The following is a 19,419-nucleotide window of genomic DNA, read 5'->3' on the forward strand; positions in this document are numbered from 1 at the left end:
AATGATGTACAAGAAGATATTCAAAAGTAGCTACACTACCTAGTCGTTTTAATTATCTTTTTTTGTAAAATATGTAAAATTTTTATTTAAAATAAGAATAAAAATGGTAGATAAAACATTAGGAGGAGAGAAATTTATGTGTGAAAAGAAAAAAGCTTTACTTTTGGTCGATGTACAAAAGGCTTTTGATGATAAAAAATGGGGCGAGAGAAATAATCAAGATGCAGAAGATAATATGAGAAAAATACTACAATTATGGAGAGAAAAGAAGTGGATAGTAATTCACATACAACACACGTCTGATAATCCTCATTCCGTATTTCATATGGCGAATAAAGGCTTTGCTATCAAAGAAATAGTTGAACCAATCGAGGGGGAAGTTATCATTACAAAAAAAGTAAACAGTAGTTTTATTGGTACTAACTTAGAAGAACAATTAAAAGCAAATGAAGTATCAACCGTTGTAATTACGGGATTGACTACACCGCATTGTGTATCAACGACTGCAAGAATGAGTGGTAATTTAGGGTTTGATACATATCTGATTTCAGATGCTACTGCAGCATTTGGATTGAAAGATCAAAATAATAGATATTATGATGCAGAAACTATACATAATGTATCTCTGGCTACATTGCATGGTGAATTTGCCACGATACGGACAACGGAGCAACTAATTAACAGTTTATAAAAAAGTATTTCATTACAAGGTGCAATTATGCAATCCTTTCGTTTATCTCAAATAATTTAGAAAAAGTATAAGGTGCTGTAAGCCTCCCACTTCAAAAATTGGAGATGTGAGTTGATCAAGTCTAAGTGGGAGATAACAGCACCCAAATCCCCGATTCGTTCAGTTGCCTTTAGGTGATACCCTTGCGGTACTAACATCAGTGGGGGATGAGAAAACCACTCATTGAGGTTCACTTTATCTATTGTCCTCTTAGAAAAAATCTGTTTTCCAACGCTTTAAATTTACCAAACTAGATAGACTTAATATTCAAATGGACGGCTATAGTTCCAATCTGAGTTGTGCAAAGTTGAAGAATTACGGTCTATCTTATAGGAAACAGAAAATGAATCGCTTTCACTATTTTTACTCCATGTTTCAAAAAAATATAGGATATAAGTATCATCATCAATAATTTCAGCTTTTGTTTCTTGAATTATATGGTATCCGTCAATTTTCACTTTAGAAATACCTTCTTTTTGTGGGAATTTTGCTAGCATTTCATCTCCTTCTGAGGCAAATTTTATAGCATCTTCTGCAGTAAATGGAGGGAGAGGCTCTGATGCAAATTGAAAACCACCCCACATGAATGCTAATATAATAACTGGAAACGATAGACTAATCCAAATTGCTTTTTTGCTTTTTATTTTTATATAGAGAATGCGATCAATCACAGCGTATAATAATGCCAAAAATGCGCCAAATAAAATGAATAACCAATTAAAAAGAAAAGAGTCAAGAGTCACCACAATAATACCGAAAAATCCTCCAAATAAACTATGTAATAGAATGTAAAGCCATCTATTTTTAAAGATGCCTTTTTTATGAATGAGCTCTACTATAATTGAAATAGGACTTCCATATAAAAGCAGTACAGGAAAAATATAAATGCTATAAATGAAAGTCCACCCTAAAAAGTCCACTTCTAAATAATAGGAAGCTGATTCTATTGGGAATAGATAAAAGATTGCAAAGTAGATAGCAATAAAGATAGTTAGTATGTAAGAAGTAACAAGTTTTCTTAATAAAAGGGGGAGAGTGTTCATATTAACGCTCCTTCAAAATTAATAAATGTTAGATAATTATTTTCGGCTAGAATATAGTTTTGACTGGATATAGAGTGAATTCATTCCTAGCTATAAACAATTATTATCTGTTCTATATCCATGTTGTAGTAAGTTGAAAATTAGGATATATCGTTATTATGCAGAAAAAATTTCGTTGTGTCCATTGTAGTTCAATTTTTCTATATGTTCATGATGATAAAAAATAATCATTAACCTGGAACTTACAGATTTTCTGGAGAAGAGGAATAATTCTATACATTAAAAAATCAGTGAAAGATAGGTTTCTCTCACTGATTTTGTATTTATTTAAGCCATCGAAAGCTCATGCCAATGTCTGTCAGAGAACCAATTTTCCTTTATATAGGACATCTCCCAGAAGGCAAGCTCGTATTCTTTAGCAATGATAAATTGCTCTTTCATCTTTTCTTTTTGCTTCTCCGTAGATTCGGATGCAATTTGATTAAGCAAATGAATCTGTTCATTGGTTGAATCTTGAAACCAATCACTTGCATAGGTAGCAATCCAATTTTGATAGATTTTTTCGGTTGGTTTTGCATTTTCGTACGTTTTTCCGATATCTGCGTATAACCAATAACAAGGCAACATGGCTGCAATAGCTTGACCTAGGCTTCCAGATGCTGCAGCGCGATATAAGTGTGATGTATAGGCGTAAGCAGTTGGGGCTGGTTTGAAATTATCCCAATCTGTATCTGTGATGTTTAAGATTTCTGCATGCTGTTTATGAACGGTTAGCTCTGCTTGTGCAGTTCCTTTTGCTTTGTCAGCTAGCATAGCTGTTACTTGAAAATCTTCAGCTAATGTAGCTGCCAAGGCATGGACTTTTCCATAGTGCTTCAAGTAATAAATGTCTTGTAAAATATAATACTTGAAAATGTCTAGGGATAAATCACCTTTGGCAATCCCTTTTACAAATGGATGTTTTACACTTTGCTCCCAACTCTTTGCGGTTACTTCTCGTAATGTGTCTGTAAATGACATAAAAAAATTCCTCCTCATACATACATGTTTTCATTGCTCGAGGAAGAAAGGGATATACTTAATACACGCAACCTATCTGTGTAAAAGGACTTTTTGTCCATACATATAAACATGAAACAGATAACGCTGTTAAGTAGTTTTCCACTTCCCTCCGCTGGTACAAACCAGATCAGGTTCTAAGGGTCGTTGTCTCAGCCGCCAGTGGGGCTCCCCTAGTAGAAATACTATACTTGAAGCATATCATAGTGTCATACAAAGTCAACTTTATTTTTCAAGAGATAAGAAAGTATAAAAATTTGATGCTATGGGATAACCAAATAACCGAATGAGCCACGTCCCGCTCCATCGCCCAGCAACTAGGCGACTTCATGAATCCGCCCTACGATAAGTCATCATGGGTTCGTGCCTCACCGTGATTCCTAAAACTTCAGTTGATTCGCTCCACTCGCTACGTTGCTAAACGGGCGCCCCGAGCCTTTGTTCTAATACTAATTGTATTTGTTATAGCGGGTGGATATAAAGCAACGAATGTTCTATAATAGATGTAATCGTTAGGAGGTGGAAAATTGAGACCAGCATTAACGAAAGATATTCATGTACAAACTTTCAAAGACTACTATTGGTTAAAAGAAGAGTTACAATTATTTTGTAAGCAAAATGGCATTCGTACTTCGGGATCGAAATTAGAACTTACAGACCGCATTGAAACTTTCTTGCGTACAGGTGAGGTAAAAAAGCCAATCCGAAAAAGAAGCGGTACTAAAAAAGCAAAAACAAAAGACGAATTAAGCTTAGATACTGTAATTACGGAAAATCATCGTTGTAGTCAGCATGTGCGGGCTTTTTTTAAAACAATTATCCCGAATTTTCACTTCTCTACGTATATTCAAAACTATTTTAAAGAAAATGTCGGTAACACGTATCATGATGTTGTTCAAGCGTGGTATGAGGAGGGAGAGCGAAAGAAAGATCCGTCATACAAGAAAACGATTGCTCCACAATTTGAATATAATCAATTTATTCGTGACTTTTTTGCAGATCCGGCTAATAAAGGAAAAAGTAGGGAAGATGCAATTAAAGCTTGGAACAACATAAAGCAACGTCCAGGGAGTAACAAATATACGGCAAACAAATAACTGAGGTTTATGGATGAAGAGAGGGGTATATAAATTGAACTATAAAAATATTATATTTGATTTTGATGGAACCTTGGCAGATTCAAAGCAATGCAGTGTATTAGCAACACAGAATGCTTTTAAAGCGTTACGACTACATATACCGTCTGCGAATACTATCGAACACTATATGGGAATCCCAATTGAAACATCTTTTAAAAAAATGGCAGATCGAGAGTTATTGAAAGATGAGTATAAGCTTTTATTGCAAACTTTCCGTGAACAGTATAAACAGTTAGAAAGCGATTTACTAACCGTTTTTAAGAATATACCAGAAGTGTTACATAAAATGGTTTTAGAGGAAAAATTGTTATTTGTTTTATCAAGTAAAAAGACAGATGTACTAAAACGGAATCTACAAAGTTTAAACATAGATACTTATTTTCATGATATTATAGGATCGGACAAAGTATCTCATTATAAACCGCATCCTGACGGTATTTTAAACATCGTTGAACAGTATCATTTAAAAAAGGAAGAGACGGTTATGGTAGGAGATGCTATATATGACTTACAAATGGCTAAAGCTGCTGCTATTTCATCATGTGGAGTGACTTGGGGGAGTCATAAAAGAGAACAATTGACGGAAGAAAAACCTGATCATCTAATAGATGAAGTCATGCAACTTGTATATTCGTAATTTAGCTCCTTTTGTTGTTATTGGAGGGAATCATGAAAATTGAAACGAAACGACTTTTATTAGTTCCTTGTACAGAGGAAAACGTAAAAATGGTTTTAGAACGAGAGCAAAGTGTTGGTAACCATATCTATCAACACATAGAAAAGTTGCAAGAAGATCAAAGTCAATTGGCTGGGGACCGTGGTTGATTTGTAATAAAGAGAATACACTTTTGATTGGTAATGCTGGATTTAAGATCGGTAGAAATTGGGTATGGAATCATGGATCATGCTCGTAATCAAGGATATGCGACAGAAACTGTTGGAGCGCTTATAGATTGGGCCTTTGCTTTCGCTTCTGTAGAGCAAATTCATGCAGAATGCTTGGTTACAAATTTGCCATCCATAAGCGTGCTGGAAAAAGTAGGGATGCGCAAAACAAAAGAAGTAGATGATAGGATAAAATGGATATTGAAGAGAAACAGCGTTAACGAGGCTTAGTAAGATTGCCTTGTTGACGCTGTTTTAATTTCCCTATAGGAAAGTATAAAAGTGTAAAGGTTCATAGTATAAGAAAAACTACGCCTTTCGCCATAAGGCTTGGCGATAAGCCAAGTTTTTCTAAGAATATATTTAGACTGTTTTTGTATTTCAGTGACTATATGAATGGAAATATAACGAAAAGAAAACGAGGTTCATCACAAAAGAAGCGAAAGCGCTTTAATTGTTTTGTGATAGATTGTCGAAAATAGACTTATTTCTTATGGTACGCTTTTGTTAGAGGAAAGGAGGTGAAAGGATGGAAGGCGTTAAAAGAAGATTTATTAAATACCTAATACTGAAAGAAAGTGTGGGATGCAATGAATTAATAACCGAGTTCCAATTTACGAAGCATGAAGTTATGAACATAATGAAAGATATGAATCAATCTTTCAAAAAAGATGTCATTATTTCAAGTGATGAAGTAGTCTATATGTCTGAAGTTGGTAAGATGATCTGCTATAAGAAATTTTTTCTAGATAGAGAAAAATTATTTAGTCAACATGAATTTGAAATTCGCTACCATTTGATTCTTATTGCATTAGCAGTGGATAAAAAATATTTATCCTTACTGGAATTAGCAGACATATGCTTAGTGAGTAAAAATACGATATTAAATGATATGAAACCACTGAAAGAAAATTTACGTTTAAAAGGAATTGAAGTGGACTATTCTCGCAAGTTAGGTTATTTTATGAAAGGTTCAGAGTTTACAATAAGAAATGTATTAGTAACAGCAGTGAAAAACGTGCTTCGGTCCTCGGCAGGGCGAATACTGTTGGAAGAAAAGAATTTTGTAGATAGTTCAGAAATATTTCGGTTGCAAAAAAGACTGGAGCGAGTAGAGAGTAGAATCGGTATAACATTAACCGATGAACAATTAGATGAACTTCCATATATTATTCACTTTGTTTTAAAAAGGGCGAGCAAATTCAATCGTAATTGGTCCTTTAAAATAGAGAGCTATGATATTAAAAACACTGTAGAGTTTCCTGAAATACAGCAGATGTTTTGGGATTATAATGATTTAACACAAAGCGATTTGCTTTACTTATCCTTACAAATATTAGCATCCAATATGGTAGAGTCAGCGCTATTTATTACAGATGGGGACGAGGTATCTCAAGCAACGGATCATTTTATTGACAATATTGAAGTGAATTTGGCTATTAATATGTATCGTAGAAAAGAATTAAAGCATAAAGTACTTCTTCATATGAGACCTGCTATTTACCGAAGTTTGCTTGGTTTTCAAATTAATAACCCACTAACAAAAGAATTTTTAGCTCAATATCAAGAAATCTATCGTATAGTAAAAAAATCTGTTAAACCTTTTGAAGATATTATTCATAGGGAGATGTCTACAGAAGAAATTGTTTACCTATGCATGATTGTCTTAAGTTGGATCTATGAAACAGAAGAGACAGAAACCATTTTTAAAGCTGTAGTGCTATGTCCAAGCGGAACATCCATATCTAAACTATTATTAGTGACATTACAATCCATGTTTCCAGGAATAGACTTTATTGGTGCTTATGCAGTTAGACAGTTTAAAAAAGGTGGATACGAGGTTGATTTCATTTTTACAACGATTCCAATTAATGATCATCGAACCACTTTTATTGTTCCACCAATTTTAGATAGCCAAAGTAGGATGGAATTAAGAAGTAAGGTGCGAAATGAGATGAAAAGTGATAGTAATAGATTCGTGCATTCACTGGTAAAGTTAATTCAACCTTACGTTCCAACACAATATTTGGATGTTGTTTCTAAGAAAATTGGTTCCGTCTTAGTAAATCAAACAACTTGTGATTATTTGAACAATTCATTGGAGCACTTTAAATTTTCTATCGACCATATAAGCATTATGAAAGAGGATGTGAATTGGGAGGAAATTGTTGATCGTTCCATGTTACCTCTTTTAAGAAGAAATAGTATTACAGAAAAATATATCAATAAAACTAAAACGATTTTCTGCCATAATTATGAGCAGATGTTAATTGCTGCGAATGTTTATTTGCCTCATGCAGCAACAGAATATGGGGTGAAAAAAAAGGACTTCCAAATTAATATTCTAAAAAAACCAGTATTTACCCCTACTGGTGAAGAAGTAAAGATAGTTGTAGCGTTAGCTCCTTCTGTTGATAATGATCACGTACCAACTTTAATTCGATTAAACAATTTATTTATGGATAAAAACGTCATGTGTGAAATGATGAAGGAAGATAATATATTTACCATCCAGAGTATTCTTAACAATCTAGGAGGAGCAGAAGATGGGTTTCGAAACTTTATTTCAGAAAGAACTAATTAAACTAAATACTGAATTTCATTCGTCGGATGATATGTTTGTAGCGCTTAGTCATGATTTAATAAAAAACGGTTATGTAGAGGATACTTTTAATCAAGCAATCATCGAAAGAGAAAAAGAATTTCCAACAGGATTGTCTACAGGAAAAGCATTGTTAGCTATACCACATACGGATACAAAGCATATTACAAAGCCATTTATATATGTTGTAAAGGCTAACAAGCCAATGAAATTTTTGCAAATGGCAACTACGGACACGTGGCTTGAAGTAAATATCATATTTATGCTTGGTATAAAGGACCCAGCAAAACAAGTCGGTCTACTTTCAGTGATTATTGATAAGTTCAAGGATGAGCAATTTGTTCATACATTTCAATCTATTTCAAATGAGAAAGAGATGCTTGCATTTTTAAAAAACAATTTTAGGAGAGATGAAAAATGAAAAAAGTAATTGTAGCTTGTGGTTCAGGGGTAGCGACTAGTCAGACGGTAGCATCAAAAGTAAAGTCAATTTTGGAAGAAAAAGGTGTTCGAGCAAGTGTAGAAGCAGTTGATATTAAGTCGTTAGATCAGTATATAAAGACCAGCGATGTGTATATTTCAATTACAAAAAATACAGAAGAATATGATATTCCAACTCTAAATGGAATAGCCTTTTTAACCGGTATGGGAATGGAAGAAGAAACACAAAAATTGCTAGATGCATTAAAGTAAATAGCGTTTTAATTTATCGAAGAGACGAAATAGTCTGGTCGAATTATAGTAACTTTTATCTATACGAGGAGGTTAAATGGTGGAACTGCTAAACACAATATTTTCATATATTTTAGATTTAGGTGCTTCTGTATTTGTTCCGGCAGTTATGTTATTAATTGGTATTTTTGTAAAAATGAAATTTAAAAATGCTTTAAGTGCAGCCATTACTTTAGGTGTAGCTTTTTTAGGAATGAATCTTGTAATTGGCTTCATGCTTGATGCTTTAACACCAGCTGCGCAAGCTTTAGCAGAGAGAACAGGCATTGAATTAACTGCTGTTGATGGGGGATGGACGACCGCCGCTTCATTGTCTTGGGCTTGGCCATATGCATTTCTTCTATTCCCTATTCAGCTTGTTATTAATGGAGTGATGCTACTGATAAATAAGACAAAAACGTTGAATGTTGACTTATGGAACGTATGGGGGAAGATTTTTACAGCTGTACTTATATACGGTGTAACAGGAAGTATGTATGTCGCTCTTATTGGTTCAGCTATAGTAATCATTTTTGAATTGGTATTTGCTGATTTGAACCAAAAACAAATTGAGACATTGACTAATATTCCGGGAGTTACAAGTTCTCATAACTTTTTTTTAATCGGTACATTACTAATGCCAATTGATTGGATGTTACGGAAATTTAAAGTGTTTAATAAAGAGATGGATGCCAATGCTTTAAGAGACAAAATTGGTATTTTTGCGGAAAATCATGTAATGGGTTTTATTATTGGGTTGCTTTTAGGATTGGCTGCTGGTTATTCCATCGCTGACTCACTCATTTTGTCTATGCAAGCAGCTGCTGCGCTAACATTATTCCCGATGGTAGCTAAACTATTTATGCAAGCGTTATCTCCATTGTCAGAAGCAATTAATGATTATATGAAGAAACGCTTTAAAGGTAGAGAAATTTTTATTGGGCTTGATTGGCCAATACTAGCTGGATCTAGTGAGGCATGGGTAGTAATGACTATTTTAGTTCCAATTACGTTATTCTTTGCTCTTATATTACCAGCAAATGCAGTTCTACCTTTCGCGGGAATCTTAAACATTGGATTAGCGGTACCCGCATTAATTGTAACAGGTGGAAACTTATTACGGATGTTAGTAATCTGTACAATTACTACACCAATATTTCTGTATGCTGCTACCTATTTTGCTGATATTATGACAGATTTAGCCCATTCAACCAAAGCCGTTGAATTAGAAGCGGGTCAGCAAATTACTTGGAGTACAGTGGAGTACCCAGTATTTCGGTATATTTTAACGGAGCTTGGTAGTTTTAGCATAATTGGACTGGCTTTAGCTGCTGTATGGGTATTAGGTTTTATCCTGTATCGAAAAGAAATGTTGAAGAGAACAGAAGAATTAAAGGCACAAGGATAGAAAGTACTAAATTATATTTATATAGGATTCGACGTTTGATGTGAAGGCGGCAATGAAATGAGAGCAACAAGTAAAAATCACTCAATTATAAGGTGGCGATAAGATTGTTGTATCAAAGAGAAAGAGAACAGTTGGCTAAAATTGTGAGAAACATGTTCTCTCGCTATGAGACAAATACAGCTGGTGGCAATGTTAGCGTTAGGGTGAATAATCAACATATTATTATGACACCAACCCATATGTCTCAAGAATACCATTGTAATATTTCCCCATACCAAGTTTTAGTGGTAGATATGGATGAAAATATTGTCGAAGGTGACGGGAAAATTACAAGAGAAATTAATATGCATATGGCATGTTATAAACACAATCAACAGATTGGCTGTGTACTTCATGCACACGCACTTAAATCAATGGTGTTTGCGACAATGGGAATGGATATGCCTAATTTAACAGAATCAACGCAAAAGTTTGGCGATATACCATGTTTAGATTTTGCTCCTGCGACTTCAAAAGATTTAGCGGATACAGTTAAACATCATATGGAGAATAAAGCTTTAGATTCAATAACAAACGTTATGTTATTGAATAAGCATGGCGTGTTAATTACGGATACTAATTTAATAAAAGCTTATGATAATCTTGGACGTTTGGAATACAATGCATACATTGCTGAAAAAGCGTTATTATTTGATAAGTTAGGTATTTGTACGATTAAAAATAAATCTTTGAACTATAACTTAGATGAATAAGCAAGAGCTTTTGCTAAACATATGCATTTTTCTTTCGGCGTTATGTTTAATTATTTCCGTGTTTACGAAATGGATAGTTCCTACTATCTTAGCTGTGATTTTAGCAATGATAGCTCAATATTTACACAGAAGAAGATACCCTAATAAAGCAAGCTCATTTAAAGGGTTACTTCAACAAAGGTATGAAAAAGAATAACTAGGTAAAATAACATATATGTGGAGGGTTACTAATGAAATATTTAAAAGAAGAACGAAAACAAATTGTTGCATATGGAAAGAAATTGATTGATGCTGGCTTAACGGTTGGAACTGGTGGGAATATTAGTATCTTTGATAAAGAAGCTGGGCTAATGGGGATTACACCAAGTGGAATCGATTATCATCAATTGAGGGAGCAAGATATTATTATTATGGATTTGTATGGTAATGTGGTGGAAGGTGAGTTAAAGCCTTCGAGTGAATTTCAAATGCATTCCATTGTTTATAAAAATAGATGCGATGTAACTGCAATGGTTCATACACATGCTCTGAAAAGTTCGCTTTTTATTTCAAATAGCAGAAAAGGAGAAGATTTCGATGCGTGGATATTTTGTGGTTGTAGGCGCAGGGGTAATGGGAAGGGGAATTGCTTATGTTGCTTCATTAAGTGGTTATTTTGTTAAGCTTGTGGATGTAAAAGAAGAAGTCCTTGTCAAAGCGAAACAAGAGATAGATGTATTGTATGAAAAGGGAATAGCTAATGGAAAGATAACAGAGGCAAAGGCGATAGCAGGAAAGGATAGCATTCGTTATGAAACAGATTTAGAAATAGCGGTGAAAGATGCCATCATTATCATTGAGGCTGTTCCGGAAAGAATAGAGATTAAAAAAGATATCTTTTCCATACTTGATCGCCATGCACCAAGAAATTGTTTATTTGCTACAAATACGTCGACCATGAGTCCAACGGAGATAGCTTCATACACAACCAAACCCGATTTCGTTATTGCTATGCATTTTTTTAATCCAGTTCATAAAATGCCATTAGTTGAAATTGTTCGTGGTTTGGAAACAAGTGATGAAGCAGTAAAAATAGCAGAAAACGTTGCTGAAAAACTGGGTAAAGAAACGGTGACAATTCAAGAATTCCCTGGGTTTGTTACAAGTCGTATTAGTTGCTTAGTAGGCAATGAGGCATTTTATATGCTCCAGGAAGGACTTGGTACCCCGGAAGAAATTGATAAAGCGATTAAACTCGGATTGAATTATCCAATGGGACCATTTGAATTAGGAGATTTAGTTGGTTTAGATACAAGACTTCATAATCTTCGGTATTTACATCAGAAGTTAGGGGATAAATACCGTCCTGCACCGCTTTTAGAACAGTATGTAAAAGCAGGGCGATTAGGAAAAAAAACAGGAAAAGGTGTCTATGTGTATGAAGGAGGGAGTGAGAAGTGAAAGAAGTTGTTATCGTTGATGCAGTAAGGACGCCAATAGGAAGATACAACGGTTCATTAAAATATGTACGTCCAGATGATTTAGCGTCGGTTGTCATTCAAGCGATCATTGATAGACAGCCAAAGTTACCCATAGATGCCATTAACGAAGTGATTTTAGGTAATGCAAATGGTGCTGGGGAAGAAAATAGAAACGTTGCTCGTATGGCTCTCCTACTTGCTGGGCTCCCTGTTCGTGTAACTGGTACAACCGTAAATCGCCTTTGTGGTTCAGGAATGGATGCTGTTCATATGGCGGCACGCGCAATAATGGTTGGAGATGGGGATATTTATATTGCTGGTGGAACAGAGAGCATGACAAGAGCACCGTATGTTTTACCTAAATCAGAATTCGCTTTTCAACGGGGAAATAAGATTTTACTAGATACTACGATTGGCTGGCGTTTCACTAATCCAAGGCTAGAAGCAATGTATGGTGCTGATTCCATGCCACAAACGGCAGAGAATGTGGCAAAACAATTTCAGATAACAAGAGAAGAACAAGATGATTTTGCTTATGCTAGTCAGATGAAAGCTAAAGCAGCAATAGAAGCGAATAAGTTTTATGATGAACTTATTTCAGTAAAATATATGTTTAAAGGAGAAGAAAAGGTTGTCGATAAAGATGAACATCCACGCCCCGCAACAACTCGAGAAAAACTAGCTAGCTTACAACCATTATTTGGTGGAGGGACGGTTACAGCAGGTAATGCATCTGGAATAAATGACGGGGCATCGGCGTTGTTATTAATGAGCAAAGAAAAAGCGGAGCAATTAGGTGTGAAGCCTATGGCACGCTACATAGCGAGTGGAACATCGGGAGTAGAGCCTTCTATCATGGGTATTGGCCCTATTGAAGCATCCAAAAAAGCATTGCAACGAGCTAATCTACAAATAGAAAACGTAGATTTAGTTGAATTGAATGAAGCGTTTGCATCCCAGTCGATTGCATGTATGAAACAACTTGAATTAAATCCGGAAATAGTTAATGTTAACGGAGGCTCAATTGCATTTGGTCACCCATTAGGAGCTAGTGGAGCAAGAATTCTTACGACTTTATTACATGAAATGAACCGTCGTAATAGTAAATATGCGCTTGCTACAATGTGTATTGGTGTGGGGCAAGGAATTGCGACAGTTATTGAAAAATGGTAAGTTAGGGGGAGAAAAAATGAGTAACGTTTTATTAAAGACAAAAGAACGAATTGCCTATGTCACGATAAATCGACCTGAAGTGTTAAATTGCTTTAATTATTCTACATTACTAGAGTTAGAGCGTGTTATAGAAGATTTGTCGATGAATCACGATATTTGGGCGGTAGTCATTACAGGTAGTGGTGAGAAGGCCTTTAGTGCAGGAGCAGATTTAAAAGAACGTAGACAATTAGGAAACAAGGAAGTTATTCGTAACGTTAAAAAAATTAGCTCTGTGTTTGAACAAGTTGCCAATCTTCCTCAACCGACCATTGCGTTAATAAATGGATATGCTTTGGGAGGTGGGTTGGAGCTTGCGCTTGCATGTGACTTTCGCATAGCTGTTTCTTATGCGACAATGGGGTTAACAGAAACAAGTATGGGGATTATACCTGGTGCTGGTGGTACGCAACGACTTCCTAGATTAATAGGGCAAGCAAAAGCAATGGAATTTATTTTAACGGCAAAACAGATTTATGCTAACGAAGCTTTGGAGTATGGTCTTGTTCATCAAGTAGTGGAACAAGAAGAACTTTTTGAAAGCTGTGAATTATTTGTTAAGTCTATCGTGCGTATGCCGCAAATCGCCATTCGGCAAGCAAAGTTTGCTATTCAACAAGGGATGGACACGGATTTAAAAACAGGGATAAAAATAGAGGAAAGTGCATATCACTTAACGATTCCAACGAAAGATCGGGTCGAAGCGCTGACCGCATTTTATGAAAAAAGATCCCCTAAATTTATCGGTGAATGAATAGAGGCATTGAACGTGTTCCTTCCATAATCTATTTAGAAGATAATACAGTTTCATACTAGCAAAGGATGATAATCGTGCAAAGCAAACCAAACACACGTTCAATGATTTTTACGTTATTTGGAGACTATATTCGATACTACGGTAATGAAATATGGGTTGGTAGTTTAATTAAATTATTGGAGCCATTTGACCATAATGAACAGTCTATAAGATCAGCTGTTTCTAGAATGAGTAAGCAGGGATGGGTTGTCAGTCGTAAGGAAGCAAACAAAAGTTATTATTCATTGACCGAGCGTGGAAAAAAAAGAATGGAAGAAGCGGCCGGTCGTATTTATAGAATGGAGCCTGCGGAGTGGGATGGAAAATGGCGGACGCTACTGTACACCATTCCTGAAGAAAGAAGGCATATTCGCGATGAATTGCGTAAAGAACTGATTTGGAGCGGTTTTGGCTTACTTTCCAATGGCGTTTGGATTACACCGAATCCGTTAAAAGAGCAAATTTATGACATTATTGATAAATATGATATTAAAGAAGATGTTTATTTTTTTGAAGCTAAAAATAAAGGTTTCCAAGCGAATAAACAAATCATACGCAGCTGTTGGGATATAGATCATATAAATATGCTATACGAAAAGTTTATTCATGCGTATGAGGAAAAAATGATTGCCAATGCCATGAAGATAGAACGTGGGGACATGAGTGATCAAGACTGTTTTGTAGAACGAACTTTACTTGTTCATTACTATCGGAAATCGTTGTTTGTCGATCCAGGTATTCCAAAAGAATTATTGCCAGAGAAATGGTTAGGTGAACGTGCGGCGAAGTTATTTAATGAGTATTATCAAATTCTTGCAAAAAAAGCGAATGCTTTTTTCAGAGCGATTTATTTAGCAGGATATGATAACTGTCCAAGGCAAAAACAAACCATTGCGAAGGAGGAGTAAATTGGGCAATTTGTTAACGGAACGACTAAATATTACTTATCCTATTTTACAGGGAGGGATGGGAAATATAAGTGATCCTGGGCTTGCAGCAGCGGTTTCGAATGTTGGTGGCTTAGGGACAATAGGGGCAGGGAATATGCCAGTTGAAGAGGTTTTAACAAAAATAAAAGAAATGATGAAAAGAACATCAAAGCCTTATTGTGTAAATGTTCCTATATCTGTTCATCCGCATACAGAACAATTAATTCAGGAATTAATTGACTTAAAGGTTCCTGTCGTTTCTTTATCTGCAGGCAACCCAGCACCATTTGTTTCATTGTTCAAAGAGCATGATATAACGGTTATCTGTGTCTCTTCCACCGTAAGCCAAGCCAAAAAAGCTGAAGCTGCTGGGGTGGATATTATTGTTTGTGAAGGATATGAGGCTGCTGGGATTAATGCACTAAATGAAAGTACTACAATGACACTTATTCCCCAAGTTGTTGAAAAAGCAAGTGTACCCGTTGTCGCAGCGGGAGGAATTGCTAATGGTAAAGGTTTGGCGGCGGCTTTATCGTTAGGGGCGCTAGGTGTACAAATGGGAACGCGTTTTATTGCTACGAAGGAATCACCTTATCATGATAATTATAAACAGAAAATTATTCATGCTACGGATGAATCAACAATTATTGTTGGAAGAAGATATCATCATATTCGTAGATTAATGAAAACAAACTATGTTCATAAGTTGGCAGAACTCGAAATGAATCATGAGAACCCTAATTTGTTTATAGAGAAAACAACCGAAGATCACCATAAATTAGGGGCGATAGTAGGCGATTTGGATAATGGTTTTATTAATGGTGGACAAATAGCCGGCTTGATTGATGATTGTCCAACTGTAGAGGAATTAGTAGAAACGATGGTAAGAGATGCCAAACAGATATTAAAGCTTAGTATGGAAAAACTTTTGTAGGAGTTAACCGGTGGTATAGTGTTAAGTTGACGCATAATGTATTGGGAGGGGATACCTCCCAACAGCAATGGTTTATTTTTTCAGTATTTGTTTGAAATCTTTCCCTTTTTGTACATATGTATCAATGGATAATTGAATAAGCTCAAGATCCTTTGCAGTTATTTCGCGAACGATTTTACCCGGAGATCCGACTACCAGGGAACGTGAAGGTATTTTTTTACCTTGTGGTATAAGGGTGTTTGCTCCTATGATGCATTCTTCGCCAATTTCTACATGATCTAGAATGGTAGATCCCATTCCAATAATGGATCTTTTACCTATTTTACAACCATGTAAAATAACATTATGTCCCACTGTAACCTCATCTTCTACAACCACAGGACAATTTTTAAACAAATGGATAGTAGAATTGTCTTGAATACTGCACTTTTCCCCTATTGTAATGGCATCCTCATCCCCTCTTAAGACGGTATTAAACCAAATAGTAGATTCTTCCCCAATAGTTACATCGCCAATTAAGTATGCACCTGGTGCTACGAAAACGCTATCATGAACAAAGGGATGGTGTTGGTTGTATGGAATAATCATTATATCACCTCTTTGGAAGATTTAGTAATAAAAATAAGAACTGCTAGGGTTTTAATCCAACAAAATGCTATCTCTTGTAATTATATATCCTAAGTCTAAGGAGAGTTTGAGAATAAGTATTTTTATGTGGAAGTATGGAGCAAACAGAAATTATGCGATTTATTTTTTTATTTTAACATTTCTGTCCATTTTTTAAAAGACTAAGTGCTTTCAACGCAGAAAATTATAAAGCAGTTAAGCTTTTCACTTAGTACTATCGTGATTCTAGTTGCTCTCACGCCGTTACATCAACCAAGCCTGTTTTTTCTTTTTGAAGACGCACTAAAAGAAAATATTTTACGCTTTACTATAATGAAAACTTGGCATACCATCAAGCTTCCATTATATGCAATATTAATTAAAATAATACTACTATTACTAGTATTATCAACTGGTTCGGACGTTATGACTTTATAGATTTATAAAAAACAGTATTGTACCATGAAGAAAAGGAGGGAATAATCATGTATCGCATGATGTGCAAAGGGAAGATTCATCGAGCAACTGTTACAGAAGCTGAATTGGATTATGTGGGTAGTATTACAATCGATTCTAAACTAATGAAAGAAGCAAATATTAAACCGTATGAAATGGTTCAAGTCACAAGCTTGCGAAATGCAACTAGATGGAAAACTTATGCTATACCAGCTCCAGAATTATCAGGTAGGATTTGTTTAAATGGTCCTCCAGCTCACTTATTTTCACCTGGTGATATTGTTATCATATTAAGCTTAGGGTTAATGACTGACGAAGAAATCAAATCATTAAACCCAAAAGTAGTATTTGTTGATGAGAAAAATAAAATAACCGAAGTGGAAGAGCATGATTTGTATTGGCCACAAAATCAAAGCGTATAAAGTTATATGACAGAAAATTGTCTTAGTTTACTATTTGGTTTCGCTATTGAGAAAAAGGAGTAACAATCACTACTAAAAAACAAAACAATTACTAGAAATATAGCATTAGCGAATCAAAAAGATCCTTATAAAAATGAGGAGGAACAATAATATGAAGTTTTGGTTTAGCTGTAGTAATTGCGGGAAAACTTCTGCTTTTAGTCTTAAAGAAACGAAATGTACATGTGAAGGAACACTTTTAGTAGATTATGATATGGAACATGTTGGTCATACTTTAACAAAGGATAGCTTAAAAGAAAGATCTGCTACGATGTGGAGATACAAGGAGTTATTGCCGTTAGAAGACGAAAAGCATATTGTTTCTTTAGGGGAAGGATGGACACCACTTGTACGAATGAAAGAGGCTGAGAAAAAATTCCCTGCAAAAAGATTATGGGTAAAAAGAGAAGAACAGAACCCAACTGGGAGTTTTAAAGCAAGAGGTTTCTCCGCAGCTTTGTCTATTGCAAAGGAATATGGAATTAAGAAAGTTGCTGTTAATTCAAATGGTAACGCTGCTTCTGCGCTAGCAGCATATGCTAGTTATGCCGGTATGGAATCACATGTATTTGTACCAAGCGACTGTCCAGGTTTAATTGTAGATGAATGTGTTCAATATGGCGCTAACACTTTTCTAGTAGATGGGTTGATTCACGATGCAGGGAAGATTATTTCAGTTGGACAAGCTGATCAATGTTGGCATAATGTTGGTACACTTAAAGAGCCAGGAAGAGCTGAGGGAAAGAAAACAATGGGGTTAGAATTAGCGGAACAGTTAAACTGGAAATTGCCAGACATTATTATTTATCCTACAGGAGGAGGATCAGGAATAATAGGTATGTGGAGAGCATTTAAACAATTAAAGCGATTAGGGCTTGTTGAAGGAGATTTACCTCGAATGGTAAGCGTACAAGAAGCTGGGTGCCAACCAATTGTTGATACATGTGAAAGTGGTAGGAAGTTTAAAGCGCAAGCGGAAAACGTTGATTCGGCACCTACTGGTATGCGCGTCCCAAGCCCTCCTGACGGTGAATTAATTGTTTCCATTCTTTCTGAGTCAAGTGGAAAAGCTATAGCAGTAACTCAAGAGGAAATTAAGCAGTCTCAGCAATCATTTGGAAAGCAAGGTATATCCTCATCGCCTGAAGGAGCAGCAACATGGGCTGGCTTTCAACGTTTAGTTGAGAGAGGATGGGTTACTTCCAATGATGAGGTTGTGTTATTTAATACTTCCCATGCCATGAAGTATTTGCCGTGGGAACAAATTAATATTCCTAATATTAAAACGTATACAGACTGGTTGAAAGCTTACTTTGTGGCATCTTAGTGTTCTATAGAAGTAGATTTTGACAAACTCCCTTAGAAAGCCGTTGTTTTGTTTAGCCATAATAATTTTATGCGTTCCTATATTGCCAAAAAGGTTTCTGTTTCTGTGTGGATAAGTTATGATGAAAGAGATAGTGCTTTGACAAATTTTGAGGAGGCCAACAACGATGTTTAAGAAAATTGCAAGCGATGCTTTAGGTTTAAGCGATATCGGAAAAATCATTTCTCCAGAGGATTTTGATAAGACAGAGTCAGATGACTATATTTTACATGAGAAAGGAGAGAAGATTCACTTTCTCATTAAGTCAAAATCAGATGAGTATTGCTTTACAAACTTTGCGTTAATTCACCTTGATGGCGAAAAAGCATCAAGTAGTAAACGTAACATTTATCGTTATGATTACTATCAACATCCCATTAGCGATGTATCTGTAGAAACAGCAGGTACTGTGGATTTGGATTTAGAAATTAAATTCTCCATTGGCAAGATGCCAATTTCTGTTGATATTAGTAAAAAAGAAGGCGAAGCAATTGCAGATTTATACAAATCATTGGTAACCATTTCGCAAATACAAGATTCGAATGAGCGGAAGAAAAAATTTGCTAAAGATAGTTTACAAGTCTCTCAATCTTTATTTAACGATAACCGTTTTCAAGAGGGAATGATATCCAAAGAATTTGAAGAAGCTACTAAATTTGCATTTGAATGGTATACATCAACATATGATGAAAATACGCAAAAGGATTTTGGCGAAGTATTTGATACGTACATTCAGAATTAGCTTTGTTTTATATGAAATGTAGATTTCGTTTAGAAGTAGCATCATAGAAGCCTGCCTACGATGGTGGCTTCTTTGTTTAATTATCCGTGTGGATCAAAGAGAACTCACACTGATGGAAAATTCACTTC

22 protein-coding genes and 1 riboswitch are annotated in these 19,419 nt (G+C 35.4%); of the genes, 19 read left to right on the forward strand and 3 right to left on the reverse strand.

All coding sequences use genetic code 11. The features are described 5' to 3' along the window. The first annotated feature begins 136 nt into the window (after window positions 1-136). The gene (locus tag HLX49_RS02975) at window positions 137-691 is read left to right on the forward strand and encodes a cysteine hydrolase family protein (RefSeq protein WP_077705953.1); all 555 of its coding nucleotides are present in this window, start codon (window positions 137-139) and stop codon (window positions 689-691) included. Window positions 692-990: 299 nt separating this feature from the next. Here the strand turns inward: HLX49_RS02975 and HLX49_RS02980 are convergent, their stop codons facing one another. Both HLX49_RS02980 and tenA read right to left on the reverse strand, forming a co-directional pair. Continuing rightward, the gene (locus tag HLX49_RS02980) at window positions 991-1,650 is read right to left on the reverse strand and encodes a hypothetical protein (protein WP_141130747.1); all 660 of its coding nucleotides are present in this window, start codon (window positions 1,648-1,650) and stop codon (window positions 991-993) included. Window positions 1,651-2,100: 450 nt separating this feature from the next. Beyond that, the gene (gene tenA, locus HLX49_RS02985) at window positions 2,101-2,793 is read right to left on the reverse strand and encodes a thiaminase II (RefSeq protein ID WP_296360768.1); all 693 of its coding nucleotides are present in this window, start codon (window positions 2,791-2,793) and stop codon (window positions 2,101-2,103) included. Window positions 2,794-2,922: 129 nt separating this feature from the next. Continuing rightward, a riboswitch (TPP riboswitch) is annotated at window positions 2,923-3,017 on the reverse strand. Between the two features lie 342 nt (window positions 3,018-3,359). On the opposite strand from tenA, the gene HLX49_RS02990 reads away from it, so the two are divergent. The 15 genes from HLX49_RS02990 (at window position 3,360) to HLX49_RS03060 (ending at window position 15,660) form a co-directional block, all read left to right on the forward strand. Further along, complete coding sequence (locus HLX49_RS02990; protein WP_296360769.1) at window positions 3,360-3,929, forward strand: DUF6434 domain-containing protein; 570 nt, start codon at window positions 3,360-3,362, stop codon at window positions 3,927-3,929. Between the two features lie 34 nt (window positions 3,930-3,963). Then, window positions 3,964-4,608: an HAD family hydrolase gene (locus HLX49_RS02995; protein WP_296360770.1), complete on the forward strand. Its 645-nt coding sequence runs from the start codon at window positions 3,964-3,966 to the stop codon at window positions 4,606-4,608. Between the two features lie 32 nt (window positions 4,609-4,640). Next, window positions 4,641-4,796, forward strand: a complete 156-nt coding sequence (locus HLX49_RS03000; RefSeq protein ID WP_296360771.1) for a hypothetical protein — start codon at window positions 4,641-4,643, stop codon at window positions 4,794-4,796. A gap of 33 nt (window positions 4,797-4,829) precedes the next feature. Then, on the forward strand, window positions 4,830-5,087 hold the full coding sequence (locus tag HLX49_RS03005) for a GNAT family N-acetyltransferase (RefSeq protein WP_296360772.1): 258 nt from the start codon (window positions 4,830-4,832) through the stop codon (window positions 5,085-5,087). 298 nt (window positions 5,088-5,385) lie between these two features. Continuing rightward, complete coding sequence (locus tag HLX49_RS03010; protein WP_296360773.1) at window positions 5,386-7,440, forward strand: BglG family transcription antiterminator; 2,055 nt, start codon at window positions 5,386-5,388, stop codon at window positions 7,438-7,440. Continuing rightward, window positions 7,403-7,879 (forward strand): PTS sugar transporter subunit IIA, encoded by a 477-nt coding sequence (locus HLX49_RS03015; RefSeq protein ID WP_077705936.1) that lies wholly within the window; start codon window positions 7,403-7,405, stop codon window positions 7,877-7,879. The genes HLX49_RS03010 and HLX49_RS03015 overlap by 38 nt, the downstream gene beginning before the upstream one ends. Beyond that, the gene (locus HLX49_RS03020; protein WP_077705933.1) at window positions 7,876-8,151 is read left to right on the forward strand and encodes a PTS sugar transporter subunit IIB; all 276 of its coding nucleotides are present in this window, start codon (window positions 7,876-7,878) and stop codon (window positions 8,149-8,151) included. Before HLX49_RS03015 ends, HLX49_RS03020 begins: the two co-directional genes overlap by 4 nt. Window positions 8,152-8,230: 79 nt before the next feature. After that, complete coding sequence (locus tag HLX49_RS03025; RefSeq protein WP_077705930.1) at window positions 8,231-9,577, forward strand: PTS galactitol transporter subunit IIC; 1,347 nt, start codon at window positions 8,231-8,233, stop codon at window positions 9,575-9,577. A gap of 104 nt (window positions 9,578-9,681) precedes the next feature. Further along, entirely contained in the window at window positions 9,682-10,329 is a 648-nt protein-coding gene (locus tag HLX49_RS03030) for a class II aldolase/adducin family protein (RefSeq protein ID WP_077705928.1), read from the forward strand. Window positions 10,330-10,559: 230 nt separating this feature from the next. After that, window positions 10,560-10,991 (forward strand): class II aldolase/adducin family protein, encoded by a 432-nt coding sequence (locus tag HLX49_RS03035; protein WP_296360774.1) that lies wholly within the window; start codon window positions 10,560-10,562, stop codon window positions 10,989-10,991. Next, window positions 10,906-11,769, forward strand: coding sequence for a 3-hydroxyacyl-CoA dehydrogenase (locus HLX49_RS03040; RefSeq protein ID WP_296360775.1), 864 nt, complete (start codon window positions 10,906-10,908; stop codon window positions 11,767-11,769). Before HLX49_RS03035 ends, HLX49_RS03040 begins: the two co-directional genes overlap by 86 nt. Beyond that, window positions 11,766-12,962 (forward strand): thiolase family protein, encoded by a 1,197-nt coding sequence (locus tag HLX49_RS03045; RefSeq protein ID WP_101932494.1) that lies wholly within the window; start codon window positions 11,766-11,768, stop codon window positions 12,960-12,962. Before HLX49_RS03040 ends, HLX49_RS03045 begins: the two co-directional genes overlap by 4 nt. Before the next feature lie 16 nt (window positions 12,963-12,978). Further along, window positions 12,979-13,755 (forward strand): enoyl-CoA hydratase-related protein, encoded by a 777-nt coding sequence (locus HLX49_RS03050; protein WP_296360776.1) that lies wholly within the window; start codon window positions 12,979-12,981, stop codon window positions 13,753-13,755. A gap of 68 nt (window positions 13,756-13,823) precedes the next feature. Continuing rightward, on the forward strand, window positions 13,824-14,705 hold the full coding sequence (gene paaX / locus HLX49_RS03055; protein ID WP_296360777.1) for a phenylacetic acid degradation operon negative regulatory protein PaaX: 882 nt from the start codon (window positions 13,824-13,826) through the stop codon (window positions 14,703-14,705). Between the two features lies 1 nt (window position 14,706). After that, complete coding sequence (locus tag HLX49_RS03060) at window positions 14,707-15,660, forward strand: NAD(P)H-dependent flavin oxidoreductase (protein ID WP_296360778.1); 954 nt, start codon at window positions 14,707-14,709, stop codon at window positions 15,658-15,660. A gap of 72 nt (window positions 15,661-15,732) precedes the next feature. Here HLX49_RS03060 and HLX49_RS03065 read toward each other — a convergent pair whose 3' ends face one another. Then, window positions 15,733-16,248, reverse strand: coding sequence for a gamma carbonic anhydrase family protein (locus tag HLX49_RS03065; protein ID WP_296360779.1), 516 nt, complete (start codon window positions 16,246-16,248; stop codon window positions 15,733-15,735). Window positions 16,249-16,751: 503 nt separating this feature from the next. On the opposite strand from HLX49_RS03065, the gene panD reads away from it, so the two are divergent. The 3 genes from panD (at window position 16,752) to HLX49_RS03080 (ending at window position 19,291) form a co-directional block, all read left to right on the forward strand. Beyond that, the gene (gene panD, locus HLX49_RS03070; RefSeq protein WP_077705881.1) at window positions 16,752-17,144 is read left to right on the forward strand and encodes an aspartate 1-decarboxylase; all 393 of its coding nucleotides are present in this window, start codon (window positions 16,752-16,754) and stop codon (window positions 17,142-17,144) included. A 151-nt stretch (window positions 17,145-17,295) separates the two neighbouring features. After that, complete coding sequence (locus tag HLX49_RS03075) at window positions 17,296-18,510, forward strand: threonine synthase (protein ID WP_077705878.1); 1,215 nt, start codon at window positions 17,296-17,298, stop codon at window positions 18,508-18,510. 166 nt (window positions 18,511-18,676) lie between these two features. Next, the gene (locus HLX49_RS03080; protein ID WP_077705875.1) at window positions 18,677-19,291 is read left to right on the forward strand and encodes a PH domain-containing protein; all 615 of its coding nucleotides are present in this window, start codon (window positions 18,677-18,679) and stop codon (window positions 19,289-19,291) included. Window positions 19,292-19,419: the final 128 nt, after the last annotated feature.

Source organism: Virgibacillus sp., from assembly GCF_013393565.1.
In the GTDB taxonomy this organism is placed as follows: Bacteria; Bacillota; Bacilli; order Bacillales; family Amphibacillaceae; genus Virgibacillus; species Virgibacillus dokdonensis.